Origin of the sequence: Nonomuraea basaltis (assembly GCF_005893125.1) — a bacterium.
Taxonomy (GTDB): Bacteria; Actinomycetota; Actinomycetes; order Streptosporangiales; family Streptosporangiaceae; genus Nonomuraea; species Nonomuraea basaltis.
Genome location: NZ_VCJS01000092.1, coordinates 24,470 through 48,892 on the forward strand (window position 1 = coordinate 24,470; position 24,423 = coordinate 48,892).

The 24,423-nt window shown below is 69.5% G+C and carries 21 protein-coding genes and 1 pseudogene; 9 read left to right on the forward strand and 13 right to left on the reverse strand.

All coding sequences use genetic code 11. The features are described from left to right. Positions 1-11: 11 nt before the first annotated feature. The 4 genes from purL to purS all read right to left on the reverse strand — a co-directional run bounded on the left by purL (position 12) and on the right by purS (position 3,932). Complete coding sequence (gene purL, locus EJK15_RS35270) at positions 12-2,261, reverse strand: phosphoribosylformylglycinamidine synthase subunit PurL (RefSeq protein WP_138714813.1); 2,250 nt, start codon at positions 2,259-2,261, stop codon at positions 12-14. Further along, positions 2,258-2,938, reverse strand: a complete 681-nt coding sequence (gene purQ, locus EJK15_RS35275; RefSeq protein WP_138714814.1) for a phosphoribosylformylglycinamidine synthase subunit PurQ — start codon at positions 2,936-2,938, stop codon at positions 2,258-2,260. Before purQ ends, purL begins: the two co-directional genes overlap by 4 nt. A 140-nt stretch (positions 2,939-3,078) precedes the next feature. Further along, positions 3,079-3,465, reverse strand: a complete 387-nt coding sequence (locus EJK15_RS35280; RefSeq protein ID WP_138714836.1) for an ATP-binding protein — start codon at positions 3,463-3,465, stop codon at positions 3,079-3,081. Positions 3,466-3,686: 221 nt separating this feature from the next. Next, positions 3,687-3,932, reverse strand: coding sequence for a phosphoribosylformylglycinamidine synthase subunit PurS (purS, locus tag EJK15_RS35285; protein ID WP_138714815.1), 246 nt, complete (start codon positions 3,930-3,932; stop codon positions 3,687-3,689). A 226-nt stretch (positions 3,933-4,158) separates the two neighbouring features. Between purS and pdhA the strand changes: the two genes are divergently transcribed. From pdhA to EJK15_RS35300, 3 genes are all read left to right on the forward strand, one after another. Next, positions 4,159-5,250 carry a pyruvate dehydrogenase (acetyl-transferring) E1 component subunit alpha gene (gene pdhA / locus EJK15_RS35290; RefSeq protein WP_138714816.1) on the forward strand — a complete coding sequence of 364 codons (1,092 nt, stop codon included), beginning with the start codon at positions 4,159-4,161 and terminating at the stop codon, positions 5,248-5,250. A 66-nt stretch (positions 5,251-5,316) separates the two neighbouring features. Further along, positions 5,317-6,297 carry an alpha-ketoacid dehydrogenase subunit beta gene (locus EJK15_RS35295; protein ID WP_138714817.1) on the forward strand — a complete coding sequence of 327 codons (981 nt, stop codon included), beginning with the start codon at positions 5,317-5,319 and terminating at the stop codon, positions 6,295-6,297. Between the two features lie 13 nt (positions 6,298-6,310). Beyond that, positions 6,311-7,786 (forward strand): dihydrolipoamide acetyltransferase family protein, encoded by a 1,476-nt coding sequence (locus EJK15_RS35300; RefSeq protein ID WP_138714818.1) that lies wholly within the window; start codon positions 6,311-6,313, stop codon positions 7,784-7,786. 55 nt (positions 7,787-7,841) lie between these two features. Here the strand turns inward: EJK15_RS35300 and EJK15_RS35305 are convergent, their stop codons facing one another. Genes EJK15_RS35305 through EJK15_RS35315 form a run of 3 tightly spaced genes read right to left on the reverse strand, consistent with a single transcriptional unit; the run spans position 7,842 to position 10,664 of the window. Further along, positions 7,842-9,026, reverse strand: coding sequence for an adenylosuccinate synthetase (locus tag EJK15_RS35305; protein WP_138714819.1), 1,185 nt, complete (start codon positions 9,024-9,026; stop codon positions 7,842-7,844). Next, positions 9,023-9,916 (reverse strand): hypothetical protein, encoded by an 894-nt coding sequence (locus EJK15_RS35310; RefSeq protein ID WP_138714820.1) that lies wholly within the window; start codon positions 9,914-9,916, stop codon positions 9,023-9,025. The genes EJK15_RS35305 and EJK15_RS35310 overlap by 4 nt, the downstream gene beginning before the upstream one ends. Positions 9,917-9,932: 16 nt before the next feature. Further along, entirely contained in the window at positions 9,933-10,664 is a 732-nt protein-coding gene (locus EJK15_RS35315; RefSeq protein ID WP_240777417.1) for an NUDIX hydrolase, read from the reverse strand. Between the two features lie 80 nt (positions 10,665-10,744). Here EJK15_RS35315 and EJK15_RS35320 point away from each other — a divergent pair, with 80 nt between their 5' ends. Next, positions 10,745-11,038: a Dabb family protein gene (locus EJK15_RS35320; RefSeq protein ID WP_138714822.1), complete on the forward strand. Its 294-nt coding sequence runs from the start codon at positions 10,745-10,747 to the stop codon at positions 11,036-11,038. On the opposite strand, the gene EJK15_RS35325 is transcribed toward EJK15_RS35320, so the two are convergent. Next, entirely contained in the window at positions 11,035-11,298 is a 264-nt protein-coding gene (locus EJK15_RS35325; RefSeq protein ID WP_240777418.1) for a hypothetical protein, read from the reverse strand. The genes EJK15_RS35320 and EJK15_RS35325 overlap by 4 nt on opposite strands. 169 nt (positions 11,299-11,467) lie before the next feature. After that, positions 11,468-13,273 carry an acyl-CoA dehydrogenase gene (locus EJK15_RS35330; protein WP_138714823.1) on the reverse strand — a complete coding sequence of 602 codons (1,806 nt, stop codon included), beginning with the start codon at positions 13,271-13,273 and terminating at the stop codon, positions 11,468-11,470. A 103-nt stretch (positions 13,274-13,376) separates the two neighbouring features. Between EJK15_RS35330 and EJK15_RS35335 the strand changes: the two genes are divergently transcribed. Together EJK15_RS35335 and EJK15_RS35340 are read left to right on the forward strand one after the other, a co-directional pair. Next, positions 13,377-14,177, forward strand: a complete 801-nt coding sequence (locus EJK15_RS35335; protein WP_240777419.1) for a class I SAM-dependent methyltransferase — start codon at positions 13,377-13,379, stop codon at positions 14,175-14,177. Between the two features lie 117 nt (positions 14,178-14,294). Next, positions 14,295-14,678 carry a VOC family protein gene (locus EJK15_RS35340; protein WP_138714825.1) on the forward strand — a complete coding sequence of 128 codons (384 nt, stop codon included), beginning with the start codon at positions 14,295-14,297 and terminating at the stop codon, positions 14,676-14,678. Positions 14,679-14,693: 15 nt separating this feature from the next. On the opposite strand, the gene EJK15_RS35345 is transcribed toward EJK15_RS35340, so the two are convergent. Then, positions 14,694-15,143, reverse strand: coding sequence for a hypothetical protein (locus tag EJK15_RS35345; RefSeq protein WP_171074706.1), 450 nt, complete (start codon positions 15,141-15,143; stop codon positions 14,694-14,696). Between the two features lie 75 nt (positions 15,144-15,218). Between EJK15_RS35345 and EJK15_RS75015 the strand changes: the two are divergent. Next, positions 15,219-15,650, forward strand: a pseudogene (locus tag EJK15_RS75015) (GNAT family N-acetyltransferase); the annotation flags it as partial. A gap of 57 nt (positions 15,651-15,707) precedes the next feature. Next, positions 15,708-16,169 (forward strand): GNAT family N-acetyltransferase, encoded by a 462-nt coding sequence (locus EJK15_RS75020; protein WP_240777422.1) that lies wholly within the window; start codon positions 15,708-15,710, stop codon positions 16,167-16,169. Here EJK15_RS75020 and EJK15_RS35355 read toward each other — a convergent pair. Further along, positions 16,144-18,162 carry a molybdopterin-containing oxidoreductase family protein gene (locus EJK15_RS35355; RefSeq protein ID WP_138714827.1) on the reverse strand — a complete coding sequence of 673 codons (2,019 nt, stop codon included), beginning with the start codon at positions 18,160-18,162 and terminating at the stop codon, positions 16,144-16,146. The genes EJK15_RS75020 and EJK15_RS35355 overlap by 26 nt on opposite strands. A 234-nt stretch (positions 18,163-18,396) precedes the next feature. Here EJK15_RS35355 and EJK15_RS35360 point away from each other — a divergent pair, with 234 nt between their 5' ends. Further along, the gene (locus EJK15_RS35360; protein WP_138714828.1) at positions 18,397-20,772 is read left to right on the forward strand and encodes a lysylphosphatidylglycerol synthase transmembrane domain-containing protein; all 2,376 of its coding nucleotides are present in this window, start codon (positions 18,397-18,399) and stop codon (positions 20,770-20,772) included. 31 nt (positions 20,773-20,803) lie between these two features. On the opposite strand, the gene mgrA is transcribed toward EJK15_RS35360, so the two are convergent. Together mgrA and EJK15_RS35370 are read right to left on the reverse strand one after the other, a co-directional pair. Next, positions 20,804-21,799, reverse strand: a complete 996-nt coding sequence (gene mgrA, locus EJK15_RS35365) for an L-glyceraldehyde 3-phosphate reductase (protein WP_138714829.1) — start codon at positions 21,797-21,799, stop codon at positions 20,804-20,806. Beyond that, positions 21,796-23,886, reverse strand: a complete 2,091-nt coding sequence (locus EJK15_RS35370; RefSeq protein ID WP_138714830.1) for a S9 family peptidase — start codon at positions 23,884-23,886, stop codon at positions 21,796-21,798. Before EJK15_RS35370 ends, mgrA begins: the two co-directional genes overlap by 4 nt. Positions 23,887-24,423: the final 537 nt, after the last annotated feature.

The window sequence follows — 24,423 nt, forward strand, 5'->3', positions numbered from 1 at the left end:
CGGAAGAGCCGTCAGCCGAACAGCGCGGGAAGCGCCGCCGAGTGTGTTTCCCGCAGCTCCTCGACCGGCACCTCGAACACGTCCTCGACCACCAATGAAGCGCCCCCGGTGTACCCGAGCCCATAACACGGCACATCATGCCGCCCGCACAGCGACGCGAACTCGTCGTACGCCTCCGGCCGCACCACGACCAGCGCCCGCGAGGCCGACTCGCTGAACAGGTCGGTGAAGGCGGCACCGGGAAGAGCCACGGAAGCGCCCACGCCCCGCGCCAGGCACGACTCGGCCAGCGCCACCGCCAGCCCGCCGTCCGACAGGTCGTGCGACCCCTCGAGCAACCCCCGCCTGGCCGCCTCCACCAGCACGGTCGCCAGTGCCCGCTCAGCCTCCAGGACCACGTGCGGCGGCAACCCACCGAGGTGGCGGTGCTCGACGTGGGCCCACTCCGAGCCGCCGAACTCCTCGCGGGTGTCCCCGAGCAGCACGACCCGCAGTCCCTCCGCGACGAACCCGGACGGCACCCGCTTGGCCACGTCGTCGATGACCCCGAGCACGCCCACCACCGGCGTGGGATGGATGGCCGTCGAGCCCGTCTGGTTGTAGAAGGAGACGTTCCCGCCGGTCACCGGCACGCCAAGGGTCCTGCAGGCGTCGGCCAGGCCGCGCACGGCCTCGGCGAACTGCCACATGACCTCCGGGTCCTCGGGGGAGCCGAAGTTGAGGCAGTTGGTCACGGCCAGCGGCTTGGCGCCGGTCACGGCCACGTTCCGGTACGCCTCGGCCAGCGCGAGCTGCGCCCCCGCGTACGGGTCCAGCTTGGCGTAGCGGCCGTTGCCGTCGGTGGCCAGCGCGATGCCGCGGGTCGTCGGTTCAGCCCCTGCGATGACCTCGGAGATCCGCAGCATGCCCGCGTCGGCCGGCTGGGCCAGCACGGTGTTGGAGCGGACGTAGCGGTCGTACTGGGAGGTCACCCACTCCTTGGAGGCCAGGTTGGGCGAGGCGAGCAGCTTGAGCAGGGTGGCCCGCAGGTCGGCGGGCCGCTCGAGCCGGTCGGGGGTGTCGGAGTTGAGCGCGGTCTGCCCGGCCGGCTCGTGGTAGGGGCGCTCGTAGACGGGTCCCTCGTCGGCGGCGGTGCCCGGCGGGATGTCCACGATGACCTCGCCGTCCCACGTCATCACCAGACGCCCTGTGTCGGTGACCTCGCCGATGACGGTGGCGGGGACGTCCCACCGCTCGCAGATCGCCATGAACGCGGGGATGTCGTCGGGCCGGACCACGGCCATCATCCGTTCCTGCGACTCGCTCATGAGGATCTCCTCGGGCACGAGCGAGGGATCGCGGAGCGGGACCAGGTTGAGGTCGACGCGCATGCCGCCGGTGCCCTTGGCGGCCAGCTCGGTCGTGGCGCACGAGACGCCGGCCGCGCCGAGGTCCTGGATGCCGACGACCACGTCGGCCGCGTACAGCTCCAGGCAGCACTCGATGAGCAGCTTCTCCATGAACGGGTCGCCCACCTGCACGGCGGGCCGCTTGGCGTGCGACTCGTCCTCGAAGGTCGCCGACGCCAGCACGGAGGCCCCGCCGATGCCGTCGGGGCCCGTGGACGCGCCGAACAGCACGACCTTGTTGCCCGGCCCCGGCGCGGTGGCCAGCTTGATCTGGTCCTTGCGGAGCAGGCCCACGCACAGGGCGTTGACCAGCGGGTTGCCGATGTAGCAGGGGTCGAAGACGACCTCGCCGCCGATGTTCGGCAGGCCCAGGCAGTTGCCGTAGTGGCTGATGCCCTCGACCACGCCGGGCAGCACCCGGCGGGTGTCCACGGCGTCGGCGGCGCCGAAGCGCAGCGAGTCCATGACCGCGATCGGGCGCGCGCCCATCGACATGATGTCGCGCACGATCCCGCCGACGCCGGTGGCGGCGCCCTGGTGCGGCTCGACGTAAGACGGGTGGTTGTGCGACTCGATCTTGAACGTGGCCGCCCAGCCGTCGCCGATGTCCACCACGCCGGCGTTCTCGCCCATGCCCACGAGCAGCGCCTCGGACTTGGGCGCCTTGGTGGCGAACTGCTTGAGATGCACCTTCGACGACTTGTACGAGCAGTGCTCCGACCACATGACGCTGTAGATCGCCAGCTCGGAGCCGGTCGGACGGCGCCCCAGGATCTCCTTGACCCGGTCGTACTCGTCCTGCTTCATCCCCAGCTCGGCGAAGGGCATCGGCTCCTCGGGCGTCTCCGCGGCCCGCTTCACGCTATCGGTCATACGTTCACCAGCTTCTTGAGAATGGAGGTGAAGAAGCCGAGGCCGTCGGTGCTCGGGGCGCCGACCAGCTCCTCGACCGCGTGCTCCGGGTGCGGCATGAGGCCGACCACGTTGCCCGCCTCGTTCCGGATGCCCGCGATGTCGTTGAGCGACCCGTTGGGGTTGCCGACATAGCGCACGACCACCTGGCCGTTCGCCTCCAGCGCGGCCAGCGTGTCGTCGGAGGCCACGTAGCGGCCCTCGCCGTGCTTGATCGGCAGCACGATCTCCTGGCCGGGCTCGAACGCGTTCGTCCACGCCGTCGCGGTCTGCTCGATCCTGACCTTCTGGTCACGGCAGATGTAGTGCAGCGACCCGTTGCGGGTCAGCGCGCCCGGCAGCAGGTGCGCCTCGCACAGGATCTGGAACCCGTTGCACGTGCCGAGCACGGGCAGCCCCGCCCGCGCGGCCGGGACGAGCTCCTCCATGAGCGGCGCGAACCGCGAGATGGCGCCGCAGCGCAGGTAGTCGCCGTAGGAGAAGCCGCCGGGCAGGAACACGGCGTCCACTCCCTTCAGGTCGTGGTCGGCGTGCCACAGCGGGACCGCCTCCGCGCCCACGAGGCGTACGGCCTTGGCGGCGTCCTGGTCGTCGAGAGTTCCTGGAAACGTGACTACGCCCACACGGGCAGCGCTCATGACAGTCGTCCCCTTCGAGGAATGCGCGCGCACGCGCCACCGTCTCTTCGGGATCGGACAGTGGTCTGCGGCGGTGTAATCAGGTTATCGGGTGCTGTCACGTGGTCCGCATCGGCTCGTACGTCGGCCGGAGGTCCAGGTCAGACGGCTGCGAGCTCCCGCGGGCGGGCGTCGGCGCCCTCGTCCCAGTCGAGCCGCTTGCGCAGGTGGACCGTGGTGCCACGGCCGGGCGTGATGCCGAAGGAGATCTCGTCGACCACGGAGCGCATGATCAGCAGGCCGCGGCCGTTCTCTGTGTCAGGAGGGGGGAAGTGCGGCGGAATCGACGGCACCCCGTCGCCGTTGTCCGCCACACGCACGTCGCACTTGCCGTAGCCGATCGACGCCGTGACCTCGTAGCGGTTCGCGGGCCCCCCGTGCCGCACCGCATTGGAGCATGCCTCGGAGACGGCGAGCAGCATGTCGGCGATGCAGGTTTCGCTCACGTTGAGTGAACGCATGGCATCGCCTAGCACTCGCCTGACCATCGGTATGCCGATCGCATCCCGAGGCAGTGCCAACGAGAACTCAATATCCACCGGACTCCTCCGGGCGCCAGAATGTCACCTGGAGTAGGTTTCCCTGTGAAAACGGGGCTAACCGCAAAATCACGTTGTTGTTATTCAGTGTTGGCATGCCCGTGGCATTGTGGCACGCCGGAACCGGGCTTTAAGCGGCCAGGGGTAAATCCGTGGATCAAATCTCCCTGCTACTCCTCAACCCGGACGCTGTAGTCCTCGATCACCGTGTTGGCCAGCAGGGTCTCGGCCATCTTGCGGACCTCCGCGAGCGCCGCCTCGTCGGCCGGGCCGTCCAGTTCGACCTCGAAGCGCTTGCCCTGTCGTACGGCCGAGACGCCGGAGAAACCGAGCCTGGGCAGCGCCCTGGCGATCGCCTGGCCCTGCGGATCGAGGATCTCGGGCTTCAGCATGACGTCCACGATGACGCGCGCCACTGCGTTCCTCCTGCATGAGGGTGGGGTTGGGAAAGCAAGCCTACCGGTGGCGTGTGGCTGCCAACACAACGGGAACGGGGAGGACATGGGGCTTGCGCGCAGGGCTGTGACGTCTGCCACGATGTCCCCAAACGCGTACGAACCACCACCACATGGTTCGTCGCACAGAAGGCTGGCCTAAGGTGGCAACCCCATCGCGCCGGCCCCGATCGCACAGGAGTGGCACGTGACAGTCGACGCCTCTCGTGGTGCTGAAGCACCCCCGGAGCTCGTCCAGTTGCTCACCCCCGAGGGAGAGCGGGTCGAGCATCCCGACTACGACATCGACCTGACCCCGGATGACGTCCGGTCGCTCTACCGCGACCTCGTGCTCGTCCGCCGCATCGACCTGGAGGCCGTGGCGCTGCAGCGCCAGGGCGAGCTCGGCATCTGGGCCTCGCTGCTGGGCCAGGAGGCGGCCCAGATCGGCTCGGGCCGCGCGCTGACCGATGCGGACATGGCCTTCCCCACCTACCGCGAGCACGGCGTGGCCTGGTGCCGCGACGTGGACCCGGTGAAGCTGCTCGGCCTGTTCAGAGGCGTGAACCACGGCGGCTGGGACCCGAAGGAGCACAACTTCCACCTCTACACGATCGTGATCGGCAGCCAGACGCTGCACGCGGTCGGGTACGCCATGGGCATCCAGCGCGACGACGCCAACTCCGCCACGATCGCCTACTTCGGCGACGGCGCCACCTCGCAGGGCGACGTGAACGAGTCGTTCATCTGGGCCAGCGTGTTCAACGCGCCGGTCGTGTTCTTCTGCCAGAACAACCAGTGGGCCATCTCCGAGCCGCTGGAGAAGCAGACCCGCATCCCGCTCTACCGCCGCGCGTCCGGCTTCGGCTTCCCGGGGATCCGGGTGGACGGCAACGACGTGTTCGCCTGCCTGGCGGTCACGCGGAAGGCGCTGGAGGCGGCGCGCACCGGGCAGGGGCCGACGCTCATCGAGGCGTTCACGTACCGGATGGGCGCGCACACCACCACCGACGACCCGACGCGCTACCGCGTGGCCAGCGAGCTGGAGGCGTGGAAGCTCAAGGACCCGATCGAGCGGGTGAAGGCCTACCTGTTCCGGAACGAGCTGGCCGACCAGGCGTTCTTCGACTCGATCGACGGGGAGGCCGACCAGCTCGGAGCCGACCTGCGCAGGCGCTGCCTGGCCATGCCCGACCCGGAGCCGCTGGACATCTTCGACCACGTCTACAGCGAGCCCCACGCCCTGATCGACCAGGAGCGCGCCCAGTTCGCCGCGTACCTGGAGGGGTTCCGTGACTGAGCGAAGCGAAGGCACCACCATCAGACGCAGCATGACCGTCATCTCGCCACCGGCGAAGGAGGCGAGATGACCGTTCTGAGCCTGTCCAAGGCGCTCAACGAGGGCATGCGCAAGGCCATGGAGGAAGATCCCAAGGTCCTCATCATGGGCGAGGACGTCGGCAAGCTGGGCGGCGTCTTCCGCGTCACCGACGGCCTGCAGAAGGACTTCGGCGAGGACCGGGTCATCGACACGCCGCTGGCCGAGTCCGGCATCATCGGCACCGCGATCGGGCTGGCGCTGCGCGGCTACCGGCCGGTGTGCGAGATCCAGTTCGACGGCTTCGTCTTCCCGGCCGCCGACCAGATCATCACGCAGCTGGCCAAGATGCCGATGCGCGCGCTGGGCGCGATCAAGCTCCCGGTCGTCGTACGCATCCCGTGCGGCGGCGGCATCGGCGCGGTCGAGCACCACAGCGAGTCCCCCGAGGCGTACTTCACCCACACCGCCGGGCTGCGCGTCGTCGCCTGCTCCAACCCGGCCGACGCGTACACCATGATCCAGCAGGCCATCCGCAGCGACGACCCGGTCATCTTCTTCGAGCCCAAGCGCCGCTACTGGGAGAAGGCCGAGATCGACACCACCTCCACCGACTGGTGGACGCCGCTGCATGCGGCCAAGGTGGTGCGCCCGGGGACGGATGTCACGCTGCTGGCGTACGGCCCCATGGTCAAGACGTGCCTGGAGGCGGCCACGGCCGCCGAGGACGACGGGCGCTCGCTGGAGGTGATCGACCTGCGCTCGCTCAACCCGCTGGACGAGCCACTGGTGATGGACTCCGTACGCCGGACCGGGCGGGTCGTGGTCGTCCACGAGGCGCCCGTCAACAGCGGCTTCGGCGCCGAGCTCGCGGCCAGGATCAGCGAGCGGTGCTTCTACCACCTGGAGGCGCCCGTCCTGCGGGCCGGCGGCTTCTCCACGCCCTACCCCCCGTCGAAGCTGGAGGAGCATTACCTGCCCGACCTGGACAGGGTGCTCGACGCCGTCGACCGCACCTTCGGGTACTGAGAGGGGGCTCCGCATGCGACGCGAGTTCAAGCTCCCGGACGTCGGGGAGGGCCTGACCGAGGCCGAGATCGTCCGCTGGCACGTCAAGGCGGGCGACGCCGTCAAGGTCAACCAGATCGTCGTGGAGATCGAAACGGCGAAGTCCATCGTCGAGCTCCCCATCCCGTGGGACGGGGTGGTGACCGGCCTGCTGGCCGAGGAGGGCCGGACGGTCGAGGTGGGCGTCCCGATCATCGCCGTGGACACCGGTGAGGAGGCCGCCACGCCCGGAGGCGTTCCGGCCGACCGGGGCAAGGCCCTCGCCAAGGACATGGTTCCCAAGCCGCCGGAGGAGGGCGCCGTCGAACCGGGCGTTCACGGCACCCCCGCCCCCAAGGAGAAGCGCCAGGCGGTCCTGGTGGGCTACGGCGTCAAAACCGGCGCCACCAAGCGCCGCCCCCGCAAGCAGCCCTCGCCCGAGACTCCCGTGGCCAGCCCGTCACGCGTGGGGGTGGACGGCCCACCGCGTGGACCTGCGCCGAGCGCGCCGGTCGCGGGTCTTTCGCCAGGCGCTGCCGCGGACACCGACGCCGCGGCGGGCGCACCGGCCGCACCCGCCCCACCGCCCACGGTGGCGGGCCGAGTGGCCGTGCTGGCCAAGCCCCCGGTACGCAAGCTGGCCAAGGACCTGGGCGTAGACCTGACGCAGGTCACCGGCACCGGACCCCAGGGCTCGATCACCCGCGAGGACGTCCACGCGGCGTCGGAGGCTCCCGCGGCCGGGAAGCCGGCCCTCGAACAGCCGCAACAGCTGGAAGAGCGCATCCCCGTCAAGGGCGTCCGCAAGATGACGGCCCAGGCCATGGTCGCCAGTGCCTTCACGGCCCCCCACGTCACCGAGTTCCTCCAGATCGACGTGACGAGGACCATGGAGGCGGTGCACCGCCTGCGCGCCCTCCCCGATTTCGCCGACGTCAAGGTCTCCCCGCTGCTCCTGGTGGCCAAGGCCGTCCTGACAGCGGCCGCCCGCCACCCGATGATCAACTCCACCTGGGACGAGAAGAACCAGGAGATCATCGTCAAGCACTACGTGAACCTCGGGATTGCCGCCGCCACCCCGAGGGGCCTGGTGGTGCCCAACATCAAGAACGCCCACGCCCTGACCCTCCCGGACCTCGCCAGGCACCTGGCCGAGCTGACGGAGACGGCGCGGGCAGGTCGCACCCAGCCGGCCGAGATGTCCGGCGGCACGATCACGATCACGAACGTCGGGGTGTTCGGCGTGGACACCGGCACCCCCATCCTGAACCCGGGCGAGGCCGCCATCCTCGCCTTCGGCCAGGTCAGGGACACGCCGTGGGTGGTGGACGGCGAGCTGGCGGTCCGCAAGGCAACGACGTTGTCGCTCTCCTTCGACCACCGGATCGTGGACGGCGAGCTGGGCTCGCGGTTCCTGCGCGACGTGGGCGACATGCTGGAGGACCCGCTCCGCATAATGGCGTGGAGCTAGGGAAGAGGGCTCCGGAGAAAGGCGGTGACCGCCGGGAGGACCCCTCTCCCGGCGATCACCGCGGATCCGGCAAGAGAGCGCTGAGACCGCGCTTGCTCTCCGCGGTGGGCCCGTGCGACTCGATCCACACGGGCGCTCCCATGACGTATGAGACCGCGGCGCCCCAATCTGATACACCCTCCTCATAAACCGGCCGCGCCCGCATCATCCGCCCGGTGCGCTCCATGTCACGCTCGAAGGACACCGGGGGATCGTAGGCGACACACATCCGCGAAACCGGCACGTCGAGGTGGGTGAGCGCGAGCGCGTCCACCCCGCCGGCCGCGTCGGCGGCGTACCGGTGCGCGACCGCGTCGAAGTGCCCCGCCCGGAACGGCCCCTGCCACGGCCCGGCCGCGTTGTGCCGCTCGGGCAGCTCCAGCGTCGGATCCTCGGTCACCAGCGGCCCGGGCCCGTGCCTGGTCGTGTACGTCCGCAGCACCCCGAGCCGCATCGCCCCCACCCCATCGAGCAGCTCCTCCGCGTTGCGGAACGTGGTCGTGCTCCACGTCGTGTGCGGATCGAACCCCCAGTCCTCGTCCAGCAGCACCCCCTGGGCCCCCTCGAAGACCACGGGCCCCGCCGAGACGAGCCGCTGCACGAAGGACGAGCCCACGAGCCTCACCCGCTCCGCGAACGCCCGGTAGACGGCCACGCAGTCCTCCACAGGCGGCCCTTCGACGCCGAGCGCCTCCCGCAGCACCCGCAGCTTGCGCGTCAGCACACCGGGCGGATCACCCGCGCGCGGGGCCATCGCCCCGTGCTCCAGCCAGTACGCCATCGTCTCGCCGACGCCCATCCCGCACGACCCGTGCCGCTCCTCCCCGCGCGCCCGCTCCCGCCGCCGCCCGGCCTCCGCGTGGTACGGCGTCGCGAGCAGCGCGTCCCGGTCCACGGTGATCAGCCCGTACGGATCGGGCACGCCCAGCCGTACCAGCTGCTCCGCCTCGGCGGACAACGCGAGCGGATCGACGACGACGTGCCGCGACAGATGCGTCGGCACCCCCCGTAACGTCCCCGATCCGAACTGCGCGAACGTGTGGTGCCGCCCGTCGGCCAGCACCACGTTGTGCCCGGCCTGGGCGCCGCCGTTGAACCGCACCACCACGCGCACGTCCCGCGTGGCGCACAGCCAGTCCACGACGGTGCCCTTTCCGGCGTCGCCGTACCCGAGGTCGACGACGATCACATGATCCGTCATATCCGCCGCTCACCCAGCGCCCTCGACACGGAGTCGCCGGCCGTGGAGCCCAGCTCGGCGATGTCCTCCAGTCCTTCGTCCAGGTCGATCGCGTTCTCGCCGAGCCCGACCGTGAGCGCGATGGTCTCGCAAACGGCGCCGAGGTCGTCGAGCTCCAGCACGTTCTGGCCGAGCAGGGACCGCCACGTGCTCAGCACCTCGCGGTTGCCGGCGTGGCTGGCCCCGCGGGGCACGATGAAGTAGGTGTCGTACTTCCTGGTGAGCTCGGCCACGATGTCCGCCACACCGAGCCGCCCGGGCAGGCGGTCTCCGATGACGTCCCTGGCCGCCCGCGCGGAGAGGCGGGGATAGGGCATCTCGTCGCCGATGATGAACAGGTAGCCGCGCTTGCCCCGCTTCTCGTGGCAGTCGATCGAGGTGTGCCGGGCCATGAAGTACATGGCCAGCTCGTACGACTCGGTCATCTGCCCGCCGCCCCCGCCCTCCAGCAGGATCAGGCCGAGCTGGTCGTCCATGCGGTTGTCGGACTCGAACTGGCCGATCTGCAGCGGCGCCCGGTCGCAGGTGGCGTCGCCGATCGCGCCGAACATGACCTGCGGGTCGGTGGCGTACCGCTTGCGCAGCAGCAGCCCGAGCAGGTCGGGCAGCTTGCTCTGCAGGATGCGGGGCACCCGCCCCATCGAGCCCGTCACGTCGAACAGGACGGAGATGGCCAGCGAGTTCGGGTGCTCGGCGGAGTCGCGGCTCTCGCGCGTGACGCCGTACGGGTCGAGGTCGGGATGGGCGGCCCGGGCGCCCTCGTCGCTGTAGGCGAACGCGCTGCGGCCGGTGGCCGCGCGGTAGTGGGCGGCCGAGCTGTAGACGTCGGTGGACCAGATTCCGCTGCCCATGGGTTTCTCCTCGGAGTCATCGGATTTCGTCCTCGCGCGCCGGTCGCAGCAGCGCGGGATGGAGCAGCCGCGCGTCGCCGGCGCGGTAGAGCTTGGCGCGCGGCCCGCCCTTGGGGCCGCCCGTCTCGGTGGTCTCGCCGGTGCCCTCGACGAACCCGGGCACCGACAGGACCTTGCGGTGGAAGTTGCCCGCGTGCAGCGGCGTGCCCCACACGGTCTCGTAGATCAGCCGCAGGTCGGAGATGGTGAACAGCTCGCCTGCGAAGGCCGTGGCCAGCGGCGTGTACTCCAGCTTCGACCGGGCCCGCTCGACCCCGTCGGCCAGGATGCGGGTGTGGTCGAAGGCCAGCGGCGGCACGTCGTCCACCGGGTGCCAGACGGCCGCGGCCGCGTCCGTGCCGGCCTGCGGGTCGGGCAGGTCGGGGGCGAAGGCAAGGTACGAGATCGACACCACGCGCATCCGCGGATCCCGGCCCGGGCTGCCGTAGCTGGCGAGCTGCTCGATGTGCGCCGGCCTGGTGGCCACGCCGGTCTCCTCGGCCAGCTCGCGCACCGCCGCCTCGGCCAGGTCCTCGTCCGGCCTGATGAACCCGCCGGGCAGCGCCCACGCGCCCGCGTACGGCTCCACGCCGCGCTCGACGATCAGGACGTGCAGCCGCCGGCCGCGGATGGTCAGCGCCACCACGTCGACCGTGACCGCGACCGGGGCGTAGAGCCGCGGGTTGTACTCGGCGAGGAAATCCTCCACAGAAGCAGTCCTTCTCAGCTTGAGTCAATCTCGATATGAGAATAACTCTGGTCGTGAAGGAATGTCGATAGGGTTTCCCCATGATTCGCCACATCGTGCTGTTCACGTGGACCGAGGACGCGACCGACGAGCAGAAGGCCACGGTGACGGCCGAGCTGCGCAAGCTGCCCGGAGTCATCCAGGAGCTGCGCTCCTACACGGTGGGCGCGGACGCCGGCATCAACCAGGGCAATTACGAATACGCGGTGGTGGCGGACTTCGACAGCGTCGACGACTACCTGGTCTACCGCGACCACCCGCAGCACCAGGCCGTGATCGCCCAGCACATCAAGCCCATCCTGGCCGCCCGCGCCGCCGTGCAGTTGAGCGTCTAGATCTCCGGCGGGTTGTTCTCCCGGTGCATCAGCCTGTCGTCAGAGGTGCGTCCCCGCTTCGGGGCCAGCACGATGCTCAACACCACGCCCACGCCACCGACGATCATGAAGATGACGCCGATGATGTCCATGTGCACGCTCTGGCCGAACACATCGGGCTCGATCGCGAATTTCAGGATGGCGCCAAGCGTGAGGAAGAAGATGCTGACTCCGACACCCATGACGGCCTCCAGGCAAATGGCGAGTACGCCCACGGTCATACCCGGCTAACGTTGATCACACCCGTGCGATCTCACGCCGGGCACGACAGGGCTCGCCGCCGTTGTACGTGATCATGTTACCCGTCTGGAACCCCGCTGACTGTGTCGTTCACGACAGAACGCCCGCACGAGGGCGGGCGTTCTGCGGTGACCGCCGCGGGGGCAGCGTCTAGAAGGCCTCTTCGGGCAGCTCCATCAGCTCCTGCCCGGTGGAGGCGAGCACGCGCCGCTCGGCGGACAGCCGGGGCAGCACGGTCTTGGCGAAGAACGAGCCGGCCGCGACCTTGCCCAGGTAGAACGGGTCCTCGCCCTCGGCCAGCCGGGCCAGCGCCACCTCGGCCTGGCGCAGCAGCAGCCAGCCGATCACCAGGTCGCCCAGCGCCAGCAGGAACCTGGTGGTGTTGAGGCCGACCTTGTAGACCTCCGCGGGCGTCTCCAGCGAGCCGAGCGCCCAGCCCGCCATGGTGTCGCCCATGGACTTGACCTCGGCGGCGGCTTCGGCGAGCAGCTTGCGCTCCTCCTTGAGCCGGCCGTTGCCCGCCTCGGACCCGGCGAACTCGCCGATCTCGCCGAGCAGCGAGCCGAGCGCCGCGCCCTGGTTGCGCAGGATCTTCCTGAAGAACAGGTCGAGGCCCTGGATCGCGGTCGTGCCCTCGTACAGGGAGTCGATCTTGGCGTCTCTGATGTACTGCTCGATCGGGTAGTCCTGCAGGTAGCCGGAGCCGCCCAGGGTCTGCAGCGAGCGGGAGAGCAGCTCGTACGACCGCTCTGAGCCGACGCCCTTGACGAGGGGCAGCAGCAGGTCGTTCATCTGCTCCGCGTGCCGGTCGTCCGGGTCGATCAGGATGGCGTCCTGGAACGTGGCCGTGTAGAGCACCAGGGCCCGCATGCCCTCCGCGTACGACTTCTGGAGCATGAGCTCGCGCCGCACGTCCGGGTGGTGGGTGATGGACACCCGCGGGGCGGTCTTGTCCGTCATCCTCGTCATGTCCGCGCCCTGCAACCGGGCCTTGGCGTACTCCAGGGCGTTCAGGTAGCCGGTGGAGAGCGTGGCGATGGCCTTGGTGCCGACCATCATGCGGGCGTGCTCGATCACCATGAACATCTGCTTGATGCCCTCGTGCACGTCGCCGACCAGCCAGCCGACCGCGGGATGCTTGTCGCCGAAGGTGAGCTCGCAGGTCGTGGAGACCTTCAGGCCCATCTTCTTCTCGACGTTGGTGACGTAGACGCCGTTGCGCTCGCCGAGCTCGCCGGTCTCCAGGTCCACGTGGTACTTCGGCACCAGGAACATCGACAGCCCCTTGGTGCCGGGGCCGTGGCCCTCGGGGCGGGCCAGCACGAGGTGGAAGATGTTCTCGGTCATGTCGTGCTCGGCGCTGGTGATGAAGCGCTTGACGCCCTCGATGTGCCAGGTCCCGTCGGGCTGCCGCACGGCCTTCGCCCGACCGGCGCCCACGTCGGAGCCGGCGTCCGGCTCGGTGAGCACCATGGTGGCGCCCCAGTTGTGCTCGATGGCCAGCTCGGCGAAGCGCTTCTGCTCCTCGTTGCCGACCTTCCACAGCGTGTAGGCGAAGTTCGGGCCCGCGCCGTACATGTAGAGCGCCGGGTTCGCGCCGAGCACCATCTCGGCCGTGGCCCAGGCCAGGGTCCGCGGGATGCCGGGGCCGCCCAGCTCGGCGGGCAGGTCCAGGTGCGCCCAGCCGCCGTCTACCAGCGCCTTGAACGACTTCTTGAAGCCCTCGGGCATCTTGACGCTGCCGGTCGCCGCGTCGAACACCGGCGGATGCCTGTCGCCCTCCTCGAAGGAGTCCGCGAGGACCTCGGTGGCCAGTCTGTTGACCTCGTCGAGAATGCTGCGGGCGACATCCTCGTCCACTTCAGAAAAGGGCCCTGTGCCGAGGATTTCGCGTCGCCCGAAGACCTCGAAGAGGTTGAATTCCAGGTCACGCACGTTGCTCTTGTAGTGGCCCATGGGTGCCGATCTCCTTGAACCGAGGTCGTGTGTACTGGTGAGTAACCTTACTCTGAAATGCTACCCACGGGTAACCCTCGCCATGCATGGCATGCTCGTCTCCATGGACGCCGAAGAACTCGCCGCCAGATGGCGAGAGCGACTGGAATCCTGGGCCATCCCCGAGGAGATCATGGCCAGGGCTCCTGTGGATCCGTGGAGCCACTCACCGGAACGGTTCGGCACCCGTACCGACCGGGCGCTGGCCGAGCCCGACGACGGGCCCACGATGACCCGCCTGTCCGAGGCGCTGCCCGACGGGGGCACGCTCCTCGACGTGGGCTCGGGCCCCGGCGCGTCGTCGCTCCCGCTGCGCGGACGCATCGGGCACCTCTACGCGGTGGACACCTCGGCTCCCATGCTGGAGGGGCTCACGCTCAGGGCGGACAAGCTCGGGGTCCCCGTCACGGCGATCGAGGGGCGCTGGCCGGACGTGGCGGACCGGGTGCCGGTGGCCGACGTGTCCATCGCCGCCCACGTGGTCTACAACGTCCCGGATCTGGCCGGCTTCCTGCGGGCTCTCGACGCCCACACGAAGGGGCGGGTCGTGCTGGAGCTGCCGCACCGCCATCCCATGAGCTGGCTGACCCCGCTGTGGGAGGAATTCCACGGCATCAGCCGGCCGGTGCGGCCCATCGCGGAGGACTGCGTGGCGCTGGCGGCGGCGCTCGGCTTCGCCGTGCACGTGGAGGAGAGGGAAGCCCCTCTGGAACGTTTCACGTCGCTGGAGGAGCTGGCGGCCAGCGCGTGCCGGCGCGCCTGCCTCGATCCGTCCAGGGCGGAGGAGGTCGCGGTGACGGTGCTGGAGCTCGGCATGTGGCCGATGCCGCGCGACCGGTGGGTCACCATCTGGTGGGACCGATGAGAAACCCGCGAAGCGGACTGCCGCTACGGCCTTGACCAGGCACGAGAGTGGGGTGGCAGGTTTCTTGCCGACAGACACCATCTTGACGTCTTTGGTGGTGTCGGGTTGGGTATCCCCATGATCGAAATCCACGCCATCACCATCGACGCCGCCGACCCGTACGAGATCGCCAGCTGGTGGAGCAAGGCCACCGGGCTGCCCTTGGGCGAGGGCGACAAGCCGGGCGACGAGGAGGTCATGCTGCGGACCGAGCGGTTCCCGTTCCTGCTGTTCATCCGCGTGCCCGAGGGCAAGAGCGGGAAGAACCGGGTCCACCTCGACGTCAACGGGACCAACGGGAGGACGCGGGACGAGGAGGTCGAGCGGCTCATCGGGCTGGGCGCGACGGTTCATGCCGACCTGCGCCAGCCCGACGGCAGCGGCTGGGTGACGATGCTCGATCCCGAGGGCAACGAGTTCTGCGTGTGCCGGAGCCAGGCCGAGCGGGAGGCGCAGGCCTGACATTCGCGGGCGGGGTCACCGGGCCGAGCGCGCCCGGCCCTGCATCGTGAGCGTCAGGATGCTGGCGATCAGGTAGACCAGCGCGCCGTGCCACAGCGCGTCCACGGCCGAGCCGAACACCCCTTCACCGTCCAGCACCAGCTGAACCGGGTAGTCCAGCACCGCCGTGATGCCCGCGGGCAGCAGCGCGGACTTCCACGGGTGCCGCAGCGACCACAGGCGGGCCTGGCGGGTCACCCGGTCGCCCTCGTCCGGCTTGGAGACCGCCCCGACCGCGGCGATCAGTGCGAACAGGCTGATGCCGAGGCCCAGCGCCCACACCAGATCGCCGCCCCCGGTGAGCAGGCCCATCCCGAAGCTGGCCGCGGTCACGGCGCCGCCACCGATGGCGGCGGCCTTCCAAGGAGCACCACGCAGGGCGGCGCCCGAAAGCGAGACCTCATCGCGTCGACTGATTTCGTTCATGTGCCAATCGTGGCTTTTGTGGCCCCCTGACGGCATCGGGGACGGACCCTGAGCTGTCCCTGACATGATTTGAGCATGGCGGGCAGTCACCCACAGCGGGAAATCAGCATTGTGCAACTCGGCGCGGGAGACGGAGAGCGGCTGCGGTCCGTCCGGCTGCGGGCGCTCCAGGACTCGCCGGACGCGTTCGGCTCCTCTTACGGCAAGGAGGCCGACTTCCCGCCAGGAAAATGGGCGGAACGGCTGCAGAACACCGGCTCTCGGTGGTGGGTGGCCGAGGAGCCCGATGGGGCCGATGTGGGCCTGGTGTGCGTGCGCCTGGAGGAGTCCCACGCCCACCTGATCTCCATGTGGGTGGCCCCGGAGGCGCGCGGGCGCGGCGTCGGCTCCCTGCTGGTGGACGAGGCGGTCGCCTGGGCGCGGACCACCGAGGCGAAGGAGGTGCGGCTCTGGGCGGTCGACCAGAACCACGCCGCCCGTACGCTCTACGCCGGCAAGGGCTTCGTCCCGACCGGCGAGGTCATGGCGCTGCCGTCCAATCCCGCCCTCATGGAGTCGCAGTACATGCTGTCGCTGATCTTCCGCCGGGCGCGCAAGGAGGACGTGCCGGCGATCGTGGCGATGCTGGCCGACGACCCGCTCGGCGCCACCCGCGAGGGCGACCCCGCCGACGAGCGCTACCTGGCGGCCTTCGACCGGATCGACGCCAACCCCTACGACGAGCTGATCGTGGCCGAGCGCGACGGGAAGGTGGTGGGGACGATGCAGCTCACGTACCTGGCCGGGCTGTCGCGGCTGGGCGCCGAGCGGTGCCTGATCGAGGCCGTCAGGGTCGGCGCCGCCGCGCGCGGCCAGGGGCTCGGCCGCGAGATGATCCACTGGGCCATCGGCAGGGCCCGGGAGCGCGGCTGCGCCATGGTGCAGCTCACGTCCGACAAGTCACGTACGGACGCGCACCGCTTCTACGGCTCGCTCGGTTTCACGGCCTCCCACGAGGGCTTCAAGCTGTCTCTTGGACAGGGGTGATCTCGACCAGGTTGTCGTGATAGCCCGGGCCCTTGCCCATGTCGGCGTCCCGCTCCGCCACGACCGCGTTCGCGTTGGCGCCGCCGGGGCTGAGCTTCGGCCAGCGCCCCTTCGGCGCGGCCACCACCCCGGCCGCCACCCGATCGCTGATCTCCACGTCGGCCAGGAACTCGCCGCCGTCGTTGTGCACCCGTACCCGCTGCCCGGCCACCAGGCCGCGCGCCGCCGCGTCGGCCGGGTTGACCAGCACCACCGGGTCCTTGGCGCGGCGCCGCAGCTCGGGGTTGTTGCCGAAGATCGTGTTGAGGAACGTGTGCGACGCGGGCGTGACCAGCGCCAAGGGGTACGCCGACCGCCCCGCCGTCCGCGTCACGTAGGAGGGGACGTACGCCTGGCCGGCCCGCGGGAAGCGCAGCCGCCCCGACGGCGTCGGGAAGCCGTCGGCGAACGGCGCGAACGGCTTGGGGTAGTTCATCCGCACCCAGCTCTCCTTGCGCAGCCGGTCGAGCGTGATGCCCTCCAGCGACGGATGCCCGCTGGACAGCAGCTGCTCGGCCAGCTCCAGGTCCGAGTCGAACAGCGCGGGCTCGGTCATCCCCATGTGCTCCGCCAGCCGCCGGAACGTCTCGGTCGTGGACAGGCACTCGCCGGGCGGCTCCACGGCGGGCTCGTTCCACAGCAGGTACATGTGCCCGTACCCGGCGTGCAGGTCGTAGTGCTCGGTCTGCATGGTCGCGGGCAGCACGATGTCGGCGTAGTCCACGGTGTCGGTCGGGAACTGCTCCATGACGACCGTGAACAGGTCCTCGCGGGCGAGCTGCCGCCTGATCGCGTTCGCGTCGGGGGTCGAGCCCACGGGGTTGGCCGCGTACACCCACAGGCATTTCACGTCGTCGAGCTGGGATGCCAGCTTGGTCATGACCAGCGTGCGGACCGGCTTGGCCAGCAGGTCGTCGCGCATGTCGACGTCGAGGTGGACATGGCCGCTGGTCGAGAACGCGACGCCGCCGCCCGGGTGCCGCCAGTCGCCGGTGACGCCGGGGATCGTGGCGATCGTGCGCATCGCGGCGCCGCCGCCCGCGTGCCGCTGGAGGCCGTGCGTGGCGCGGATGGCGGTCGGCCGGGTGCGGGCGAGCCTCATCCCCAGGCTGTGGATGGCGGCGGCCGGGATGCCGGTGATCTCGGCCACCTTCCCGACCGGGTGGCGCAGGATCTCCTGGCGGAACTCCTCCCAGCCCTCGGTGTGCCCGGCCAGGAACTCCTCGTCCTGCGCGTTCTCCGCGAGCACGACGTTGAGCAGCCCGAGCGCGAGCGCCGCGTCCGTGCCCGGCTTGATGGCCAGGTACTCGTCGGCCTGGTCGGCGGTCCTGGTGCGGATCGGGTCGATGGCGACCACGTGCGCGCCGTTCGCCCGGGCGTCCTGGATGAACTTCCACAGGTGATGGCCGGTGGTCAGCGTGTTGGTGCCCCAGAGCAGGACGAGCTTGGCGAGTGCGAAGTTCTCCGGGTCCATGCCGGCCGCGGTGCCGTTCGTGCGGTTGAGTCCGCTGCTGCCGGCCGCCGAGCAGATGTTGAGCCAGTGCTTGGAGGCGCCGAGCACGTTCCAGAAGCGCCGGCCCGCCACGCCCTCGCAGCCCTGCAGGTAGCCGAGCGTGCCGGTGCCCAGGTACGGCCAGATCGCCTCGCCGCCGTGCTGCTCGACGATGCCGCGCAGCCGTACCGAGATCTCCTCCAGCGCCTCGTCCCACGTGATCCGCTCGAACTGGCCGGAGCCCTTCGGCCCGGTGCGGCGCAGCGGGTGGAGGATGCGGTCGGCCGCCTGCGTGTGCTCCAGGTAGCGGTTGACCTTCACGCAGAGCGCGCCCCTGGTGTAGGGATGGTCGGGGTTGCCACGGAGCTTGACGGCCTTGCCATTGTCGACGGTGACGATCCAGGAGCAGGTGTCCGGGCAGTCCAGCGGACATGCCCCCAAAATTCGCAATTCGCCCGACATGCGAAATAGTTTACGTGGCAGGCTCCAGCGGAAAACGGGGGTGAACGGCTGGAGCCCCACCGTGTAATCTGCGTGCGCAGCCTGTCGGCGACCCGGTGCGACGACTGTGGGCACGTTTGAGGACACTGGAAGTTAAAGATCGCACGGTCCGGCCGGGAAGGTGCAGAATCGCTGTCAGTGGCCGAAATCAGGGAACGAGATGACACGGAGGACCTCGCGGAGGGGGATCCAGCCGTGCCTGAGTCACGCGCGGAAACCGACGTCTACGTAGTAGAGCCGCTCCTGCCCCAGCGCCTCCGCCGCCCCTCCGACCTGCTGCGCTTCATCGCCACGCTCATCGTGCTCGGCGCGGTCATCCTGCTCGCTCTGGTCGCCAAGCAGACGCTCATCGGACTCGAGCAGGACGTCAAGGAGGGCGCGGAGCTCGTACCGCTGCTCAGCCGGATCGCGGCGTTCCTCGGCGGCGCGGCCGTCCTCGTGGTGCCCGCGGCGTTCGCGGTCGAGCGGGTCTTCCACCGCGACGGGCTGCGCGTCGCCGAAGGGCTGATCGCCGCGATCATCGGCATGGCCGGCTCGTTCCTGCTCGGCCAGTGGCTCGTCGGCGGCAACCTCGACGACCTGCGCGTGCTGCTGACCGGCGACCGCGACATCGAGCCGCTGAACACGCTGCTCACCTCCGTCATCGCGTACGCCACCGCCGTCCGCATCTCCCGCCGCCCCACGTGGCGGATGCTGATGTGGACCACGGTCGCCCTGTACATCCTGGCGTTCTTCTCCGGCAGGCAGATCACCCTGCCGAGCGCCATCGTGACCGTGGTGGTCGGCATGGCCATCGGCTACGCCACCCTGTACGGCGTCGGCAGCCCCAACACCCGGCCGCCGGGCAGCGCCGTGGTGGCCGCGCTGCGCAAGCTCTCGTTCTCCGTGGTCTCCGCCCGCCGCGTCGAGGACGACTACCAGGGTAGCCGCCGCTACGCCATAGGGCTCAGGGACGGCTCCAGCCTCGACGTCACCGTGCTCGACCGCGACCGGCAGGTGGCCGGGCTGCCGTACCGGCTGTGGCGGCGCATCCGGCTCAACTCCGAGACCAGGCGCCGCGCGATCAGATCGCTCAGAGCCGAGCTGGAGCGCGAGGCGCTCATGGCGTACGCCGCCCAGGCGGCCGGCGCGAGCACCCCCCGGCTGCTCGGCACCAGCGAGATCGGCACTGAGGCCGCGCTGCTCGCCTACGAGCACCTGGAGACGCGTCCCCTCGACGAGGTGCCCGACGCGGAGATCGACGACGCCCTGCTGGCCCAGATCTGGGAGCAGGTAGAGCTGCTGCAGATCCAGCGCCTGGCGCACCGGCGGCTCACCGGCGACAGCATCCACCTCGACCGGGCCGGCCAAGTGGTGCTGACCGACGCGCGCAGCGGCGAGATCGCTGCCGGCGACCTGCTGCTCCGGCTCGACGTCGCGCAGCTGGTCACCTACCTGGCGCTGCGGGTCGGCCCCGAGCGCTCGGTCCGCGCCGCGACGGCCGTGATAGGCCCCGACGCGCTGGCCGCCGCCCTGCCACTGCTCCAGCGCATCGCGCTCACCCGTGAGACCCGGGCGGCCGTGGTCAAGAACAAGCAGCTGCTGCCCGAGATCCGCGAGCACATCGTCGCGCTCAAGCCGCAGGGCAAGGTCGAGGAGGTCCGCCTCGAACGGTTCCGGCCGCGCACGCTGATCACGATCATCGCCAGCGCGATCGCCGCGTACATCGTGCTCTCCCAGCTCAGCCAGGTGGACGTCTACAAGGTGCTCACCACGGCCAACTGGGCCTGGTCGGGGCTCGCGCTGGTCGCCTCGTTCGTCAGCTTCGTGGCGGCCGCGCTGATGCTGCGCGGGTTCGTCCCCGAGCCGCTACGGCTGTGGCGCACCGTGCTCGTGCAGTTCGCGTCCTCGTTCGTCAAGCTAGTGGCGCCCGCCGCCGTGGGCGGCATCGCGATCAACACGCGCTACCTGCAGAAACGCGGCATCTCGCCGGCGAGCGCGATGGCCAGCGTGGGCGCTTCCCAGCTCATCATGCTGGTCTTCCACATCGGGCTGCTGCTGCTGTTCGCCTACATCACCGGCTCCAGCACCGCCACCTCCTTCACGCCGTCGCGCCAGCTCGTCGGAGCGCTGCTGGCGGTGGCGCTGCTGGTCGTCGTGTTGCTCGGAGTGCCGCCGCTGCGCAGGATGCTCACCACGCGGTTGCACCAGTTGTTCTCCAACGTGCTGCCCCGGCTGCTCGACGTGCTCCAGTCGCCCCGCAAGATGGTCGAGGCGTGCGTCGGCACCCTCATGATCACCATTGCGTTCGTGGTCTGCCTCCACGCATCCGTGGCGGCGTTCGGCGGCGAGATCAGCTTCACCGCCGTCGCCGTCGTCTACCTCACGGCCAACGCGATCGGTTCGGCCGCCCCCACGCCCGGCGGCCTCGGCGCGGTCGAGGCCGCCCTCATCGTGGGTTTGATCGCGGCGGGGGTGCCCCACCCGGTGGCCACGTCGGCCGTGCTGCTGCACCGGCTGCTCACGTTCTGGCTGCCGGTGCTGCCCGGGTGGGCCTCCTTCACCTACCTCCAGCGGCACGACGCCCTGTGAGCGGAGCGAACCATTGGAGGCAGCATCGTGATCATCGGGCCGACGAAGCCGGACCGGTGATCTTGTCGATGGCCTGGAGCTCGTCCTCGGTGAAGTCCGGGCCGTCCACGCAGGCCACGTTGTCCTCCAGCTGCCGCACGCTGCTCGCGCCGATCAGCACGCTCGTCACCCTCGGGTCCCTGAGCGTCCACGACAGCGCCATCTGAGCCAGCGTCTGCCCCCGGCCCCTCGCGATCTCGTTGAGGTCGCGCGCCAGGTCCCGGTCGATCTTCTCCTCGCTCAGGAAGCGACTGGTGGCCGCCCGCGAGTCGGCCGGCACGCCGTCGAGGTAGCGGTCGGTCAGCAGGCCCTGCGCCAGCGGCGAGAACACGATGCAGCCCATCCCCGCCTCCTCCAGCGCGTCCAGCAGCCCGTCCTCGATCCACCGGTTGATCATCGAGTAGGACGGCTGGTGGATGAGCAGCGGCGTGCCCAGCTCCCGCATGATCCGCGCGGCCTGGGTGGTCTGCTCGGCCGAGTAGTTGGAGATGCCCGCGTACAGCGCCTTGCCCGAGCGCACCGCCCGGTCCAGCGCCCCCATGGTCTCCTCCAGGGGCGTCCCCGGGTCGGGGCGGTGGCTGTAGAAGATGTCGACGTAGTCCAGGCCCATGCGCTCGAGCGACTGGTCCAGGCTGGCCAGGACGTACTTGCGCGAGCCCCACTCGCCGTACGGGCCGGGCCACATGTCGTAGCCGGCCTTGGTGGAGATGATCAGCTCATCCCGGTAGCGCGCGAAGTCGTCGCGCAGGATGCGGCCGAAGTTCTTCTCCGCGGAGCCGTACGGGACGCCGTAGTTGTTGGCCAGGTCGAAGTGCGTCACCCCGAGGTCGAACGCGCGCCGCAGGATCGCGCGGGAGTTCTCGATCGGCCGGTTGTCGCCGAAGTTGTGCCACAGGCCCAGCGAGACGGCGGGCAGCTTCAGCCCGCTGCGGCCGCTGCGGTTGTACGGCTGGCGCTCATATCGCCGGTCGTCGGCCTGATACGTCATGACGTGCCCCTTTCGATGATCCAGGAGAGCGCGAACGCCTCCTCGCGCCAGGCGTCGTAGCGCCCGCTCCGCCCGCCGTGCCCGGCCCCCATCTCCGTCTTGAGCAGGAAGGGGCCGCCCCGCGCGGTCGACCGCAGCCTGGCGATCCACTTTGCCGGCTCGTGATAGAGGACGCGGGTGTCGTTCAGACTCGTGATCGCCAGGATCGGCGGGTACGGCCGGGCGTCCACGTTCTCGTACGGCGTGTAGCTCTTCATGTAGGCGTACACATCAGGGTTGTGCAGGGGGTCGCCCCACTCGTCCCATTCGATCACGGTCAAGGGGAGCGACGGGTCCAGAATGGTGTTGAGCGCGTCCACGAACGGCACCTCGGCCACCACGCCCGCGAACTCCTCCGGTGCCAGGTTCGCCACCGCGCCCATCAGCAGGCCGCCCGCCGAGCCGCCCCTGGCGATGATCCGCTCGCTCCAGCCGGTCGCCGTCAGGTGCCTGGCCGCGGCCACGAAGTCGGTGAACGTGTTGCGCTTCCTGGTCAGCTTGCCGTCCTCGTACCAGCGGCGGCCCATCTCGCCGCCGCCCCTGACGTGCGCGACGGCGAAGACGAACCCGCGGTCGAGCAGCGAGAGCCGCGCGATCGAGAAGCTCGGGTCGATGGAGGTCTCATAGCTGCCGTACCCGTACAGCACGGTCGGGGCGGGCTTGCCGGAGTCTTTCCGCTTCACGATCGACACGGGGATCTTCGTCCCGTCCTCGGCCACGGCCCACTCGCGGAACTGCTCGTAGTCGGCCGGGTCGTAGCCGCCCAGGACCGGGCGCCGCTTGAGCAGAATCAGCTCGTGCGTGTCCAGCTCGTAGTCGTACACGCTGGGCGGGGTGACCATGCTCGTGTACGCCAGCCGGAGCCGCCTCGTCGTGAACTCGGGGTTGCCGGCGGGCCCGACATCGTAGAGAGGCTCGGGAAAGTCGATCTCGTACGCGTTCTGCTCGGCCGCCTCGATCCGCTCGCGCCACGCCTCGATCGTGCGCGGGTACGGCAGGACGCGCAGGCCGGTCAGTCCGTCACGGCGGAAGTGCACCACGGCGTGGTCGGAGAACGCGTCGATCTCCAGGAGCCTGGTGTCGTCCCGGTGGGCGATCAGCGGGGTCCAGGCGCCCGGGTCGTCGAGCGGGGCCGTGGCCAGCTCGAAGTTCTCGGCGTTCTCGTTGTGCAGGATGTAGAAGAAGTCGCCCGCGTGCTCGACGCTGTACTCCACCCCGGTCGTCCTGGGCCGGACGGTCCGGAACTCGCCCGTGGGGTCGTTGGCGTCGAGGACCCGCACCTCACTGGTGATCTTGCTGCCCGCGCCCAGCACCAGATACCGCTCGCTGCGGGTCAGCCCGATGCCGACCCAGTAGCGCTCGTCGGGCTCCTCGTACACCAGGACGTCCTCCTGGGTGCCGAGGGTGTGCCGGTAGACCTGGTACGGGCGCCAGGCGTCGTCGACGCGCGTGTAGAAGAACGCCGAGCCGTCGGCCGCCCAGGCGCCCCCGTAGAAGATGTCCGCGATCTCGTCGGGCAGTAGCTCGCCCGTCTCGAGGTTCTTGAACCTCAGCGAGAACCGCTCGTCGCCCTTGTAGTCGGTGGAGTAGGCCAGCATCGTGCCGTCGGGGGTGACGGAGTTGGTGCCGACCGAGAAGAACGGGCTGTCGCCGGCGAGCTCGTTGCCGTCCAGGACCGTCTGCTCGCGGTCGAGCCGGACGCCCGGGGTGATCGCCGGGGGCGTGTCGCCGTCCGCGGGGACGCGGCAGGAGACCCCGTACTGCTTGCCCTCCTCGGTGCGGCTGAAGTACCACCACTTGCCCTTGCGGCTCGGCACCGACAGGTCGGTTTCCTGCGTGCGGCCCTTGATCTCTTGGAACACCTGCTCCTGGAGGTCGGCGAGGTGAGCGGTCTGCTGTTTGAGAAACTCGTTCTCCGCCTCCAGATAGGACTTCGTATCTGGATCTTCCTTGTTGCTCAGCCATGCGTACTCGTCGATGACGGTGTCGCCATGGTGCGTACGCTCAGTCGGGACCTTCTTCGCCACTGGCGGCGTGTAGCTGCTCACGTGGGGAGTCTATGTTCCGGCCGTGATCGTTCTGTGGCCATGGATGATGACGAACCCGTCCCGAGTGGTCGAGGGCGCTGCTAATCTTTAGAAGCCGACACGGTGCGGCGCAACCCTCCTCCTTCACTCCGGTGACATTGGCGTGTGTTGTGTCGTGGTTGTCGGCAATCCCTTCTGGCACGGCAGTCTGAAGATCGGTTCGCTAATCGGTCAAAGGCCTGGTAAGTTAGAGGGGTTGTCCCGGAAGCGGGGCGTGGCTTAATTCCCGCAGGTCGAGCAAGTCCGGTCAATTTGACAGGAACTTGAACGGCTGAAAGAATTAAGACACAACAGAGCGAAACAAAACGAAATGAACGCCTCCGTGCGAGGGTCTCGGAAGAGATTCTAGTGGGGATGTACGCGTCCGTTTCTTGAGAACTCAACAGTGTGTTAAAAGCCAGTGCATGATGCACAACCCCGTCATTGATTTGACGGATTCCTTTGGTTGACATCCATCGGTTGGTGGGTGTTGGCCAGGTGATTGATTTTCCAAGCATT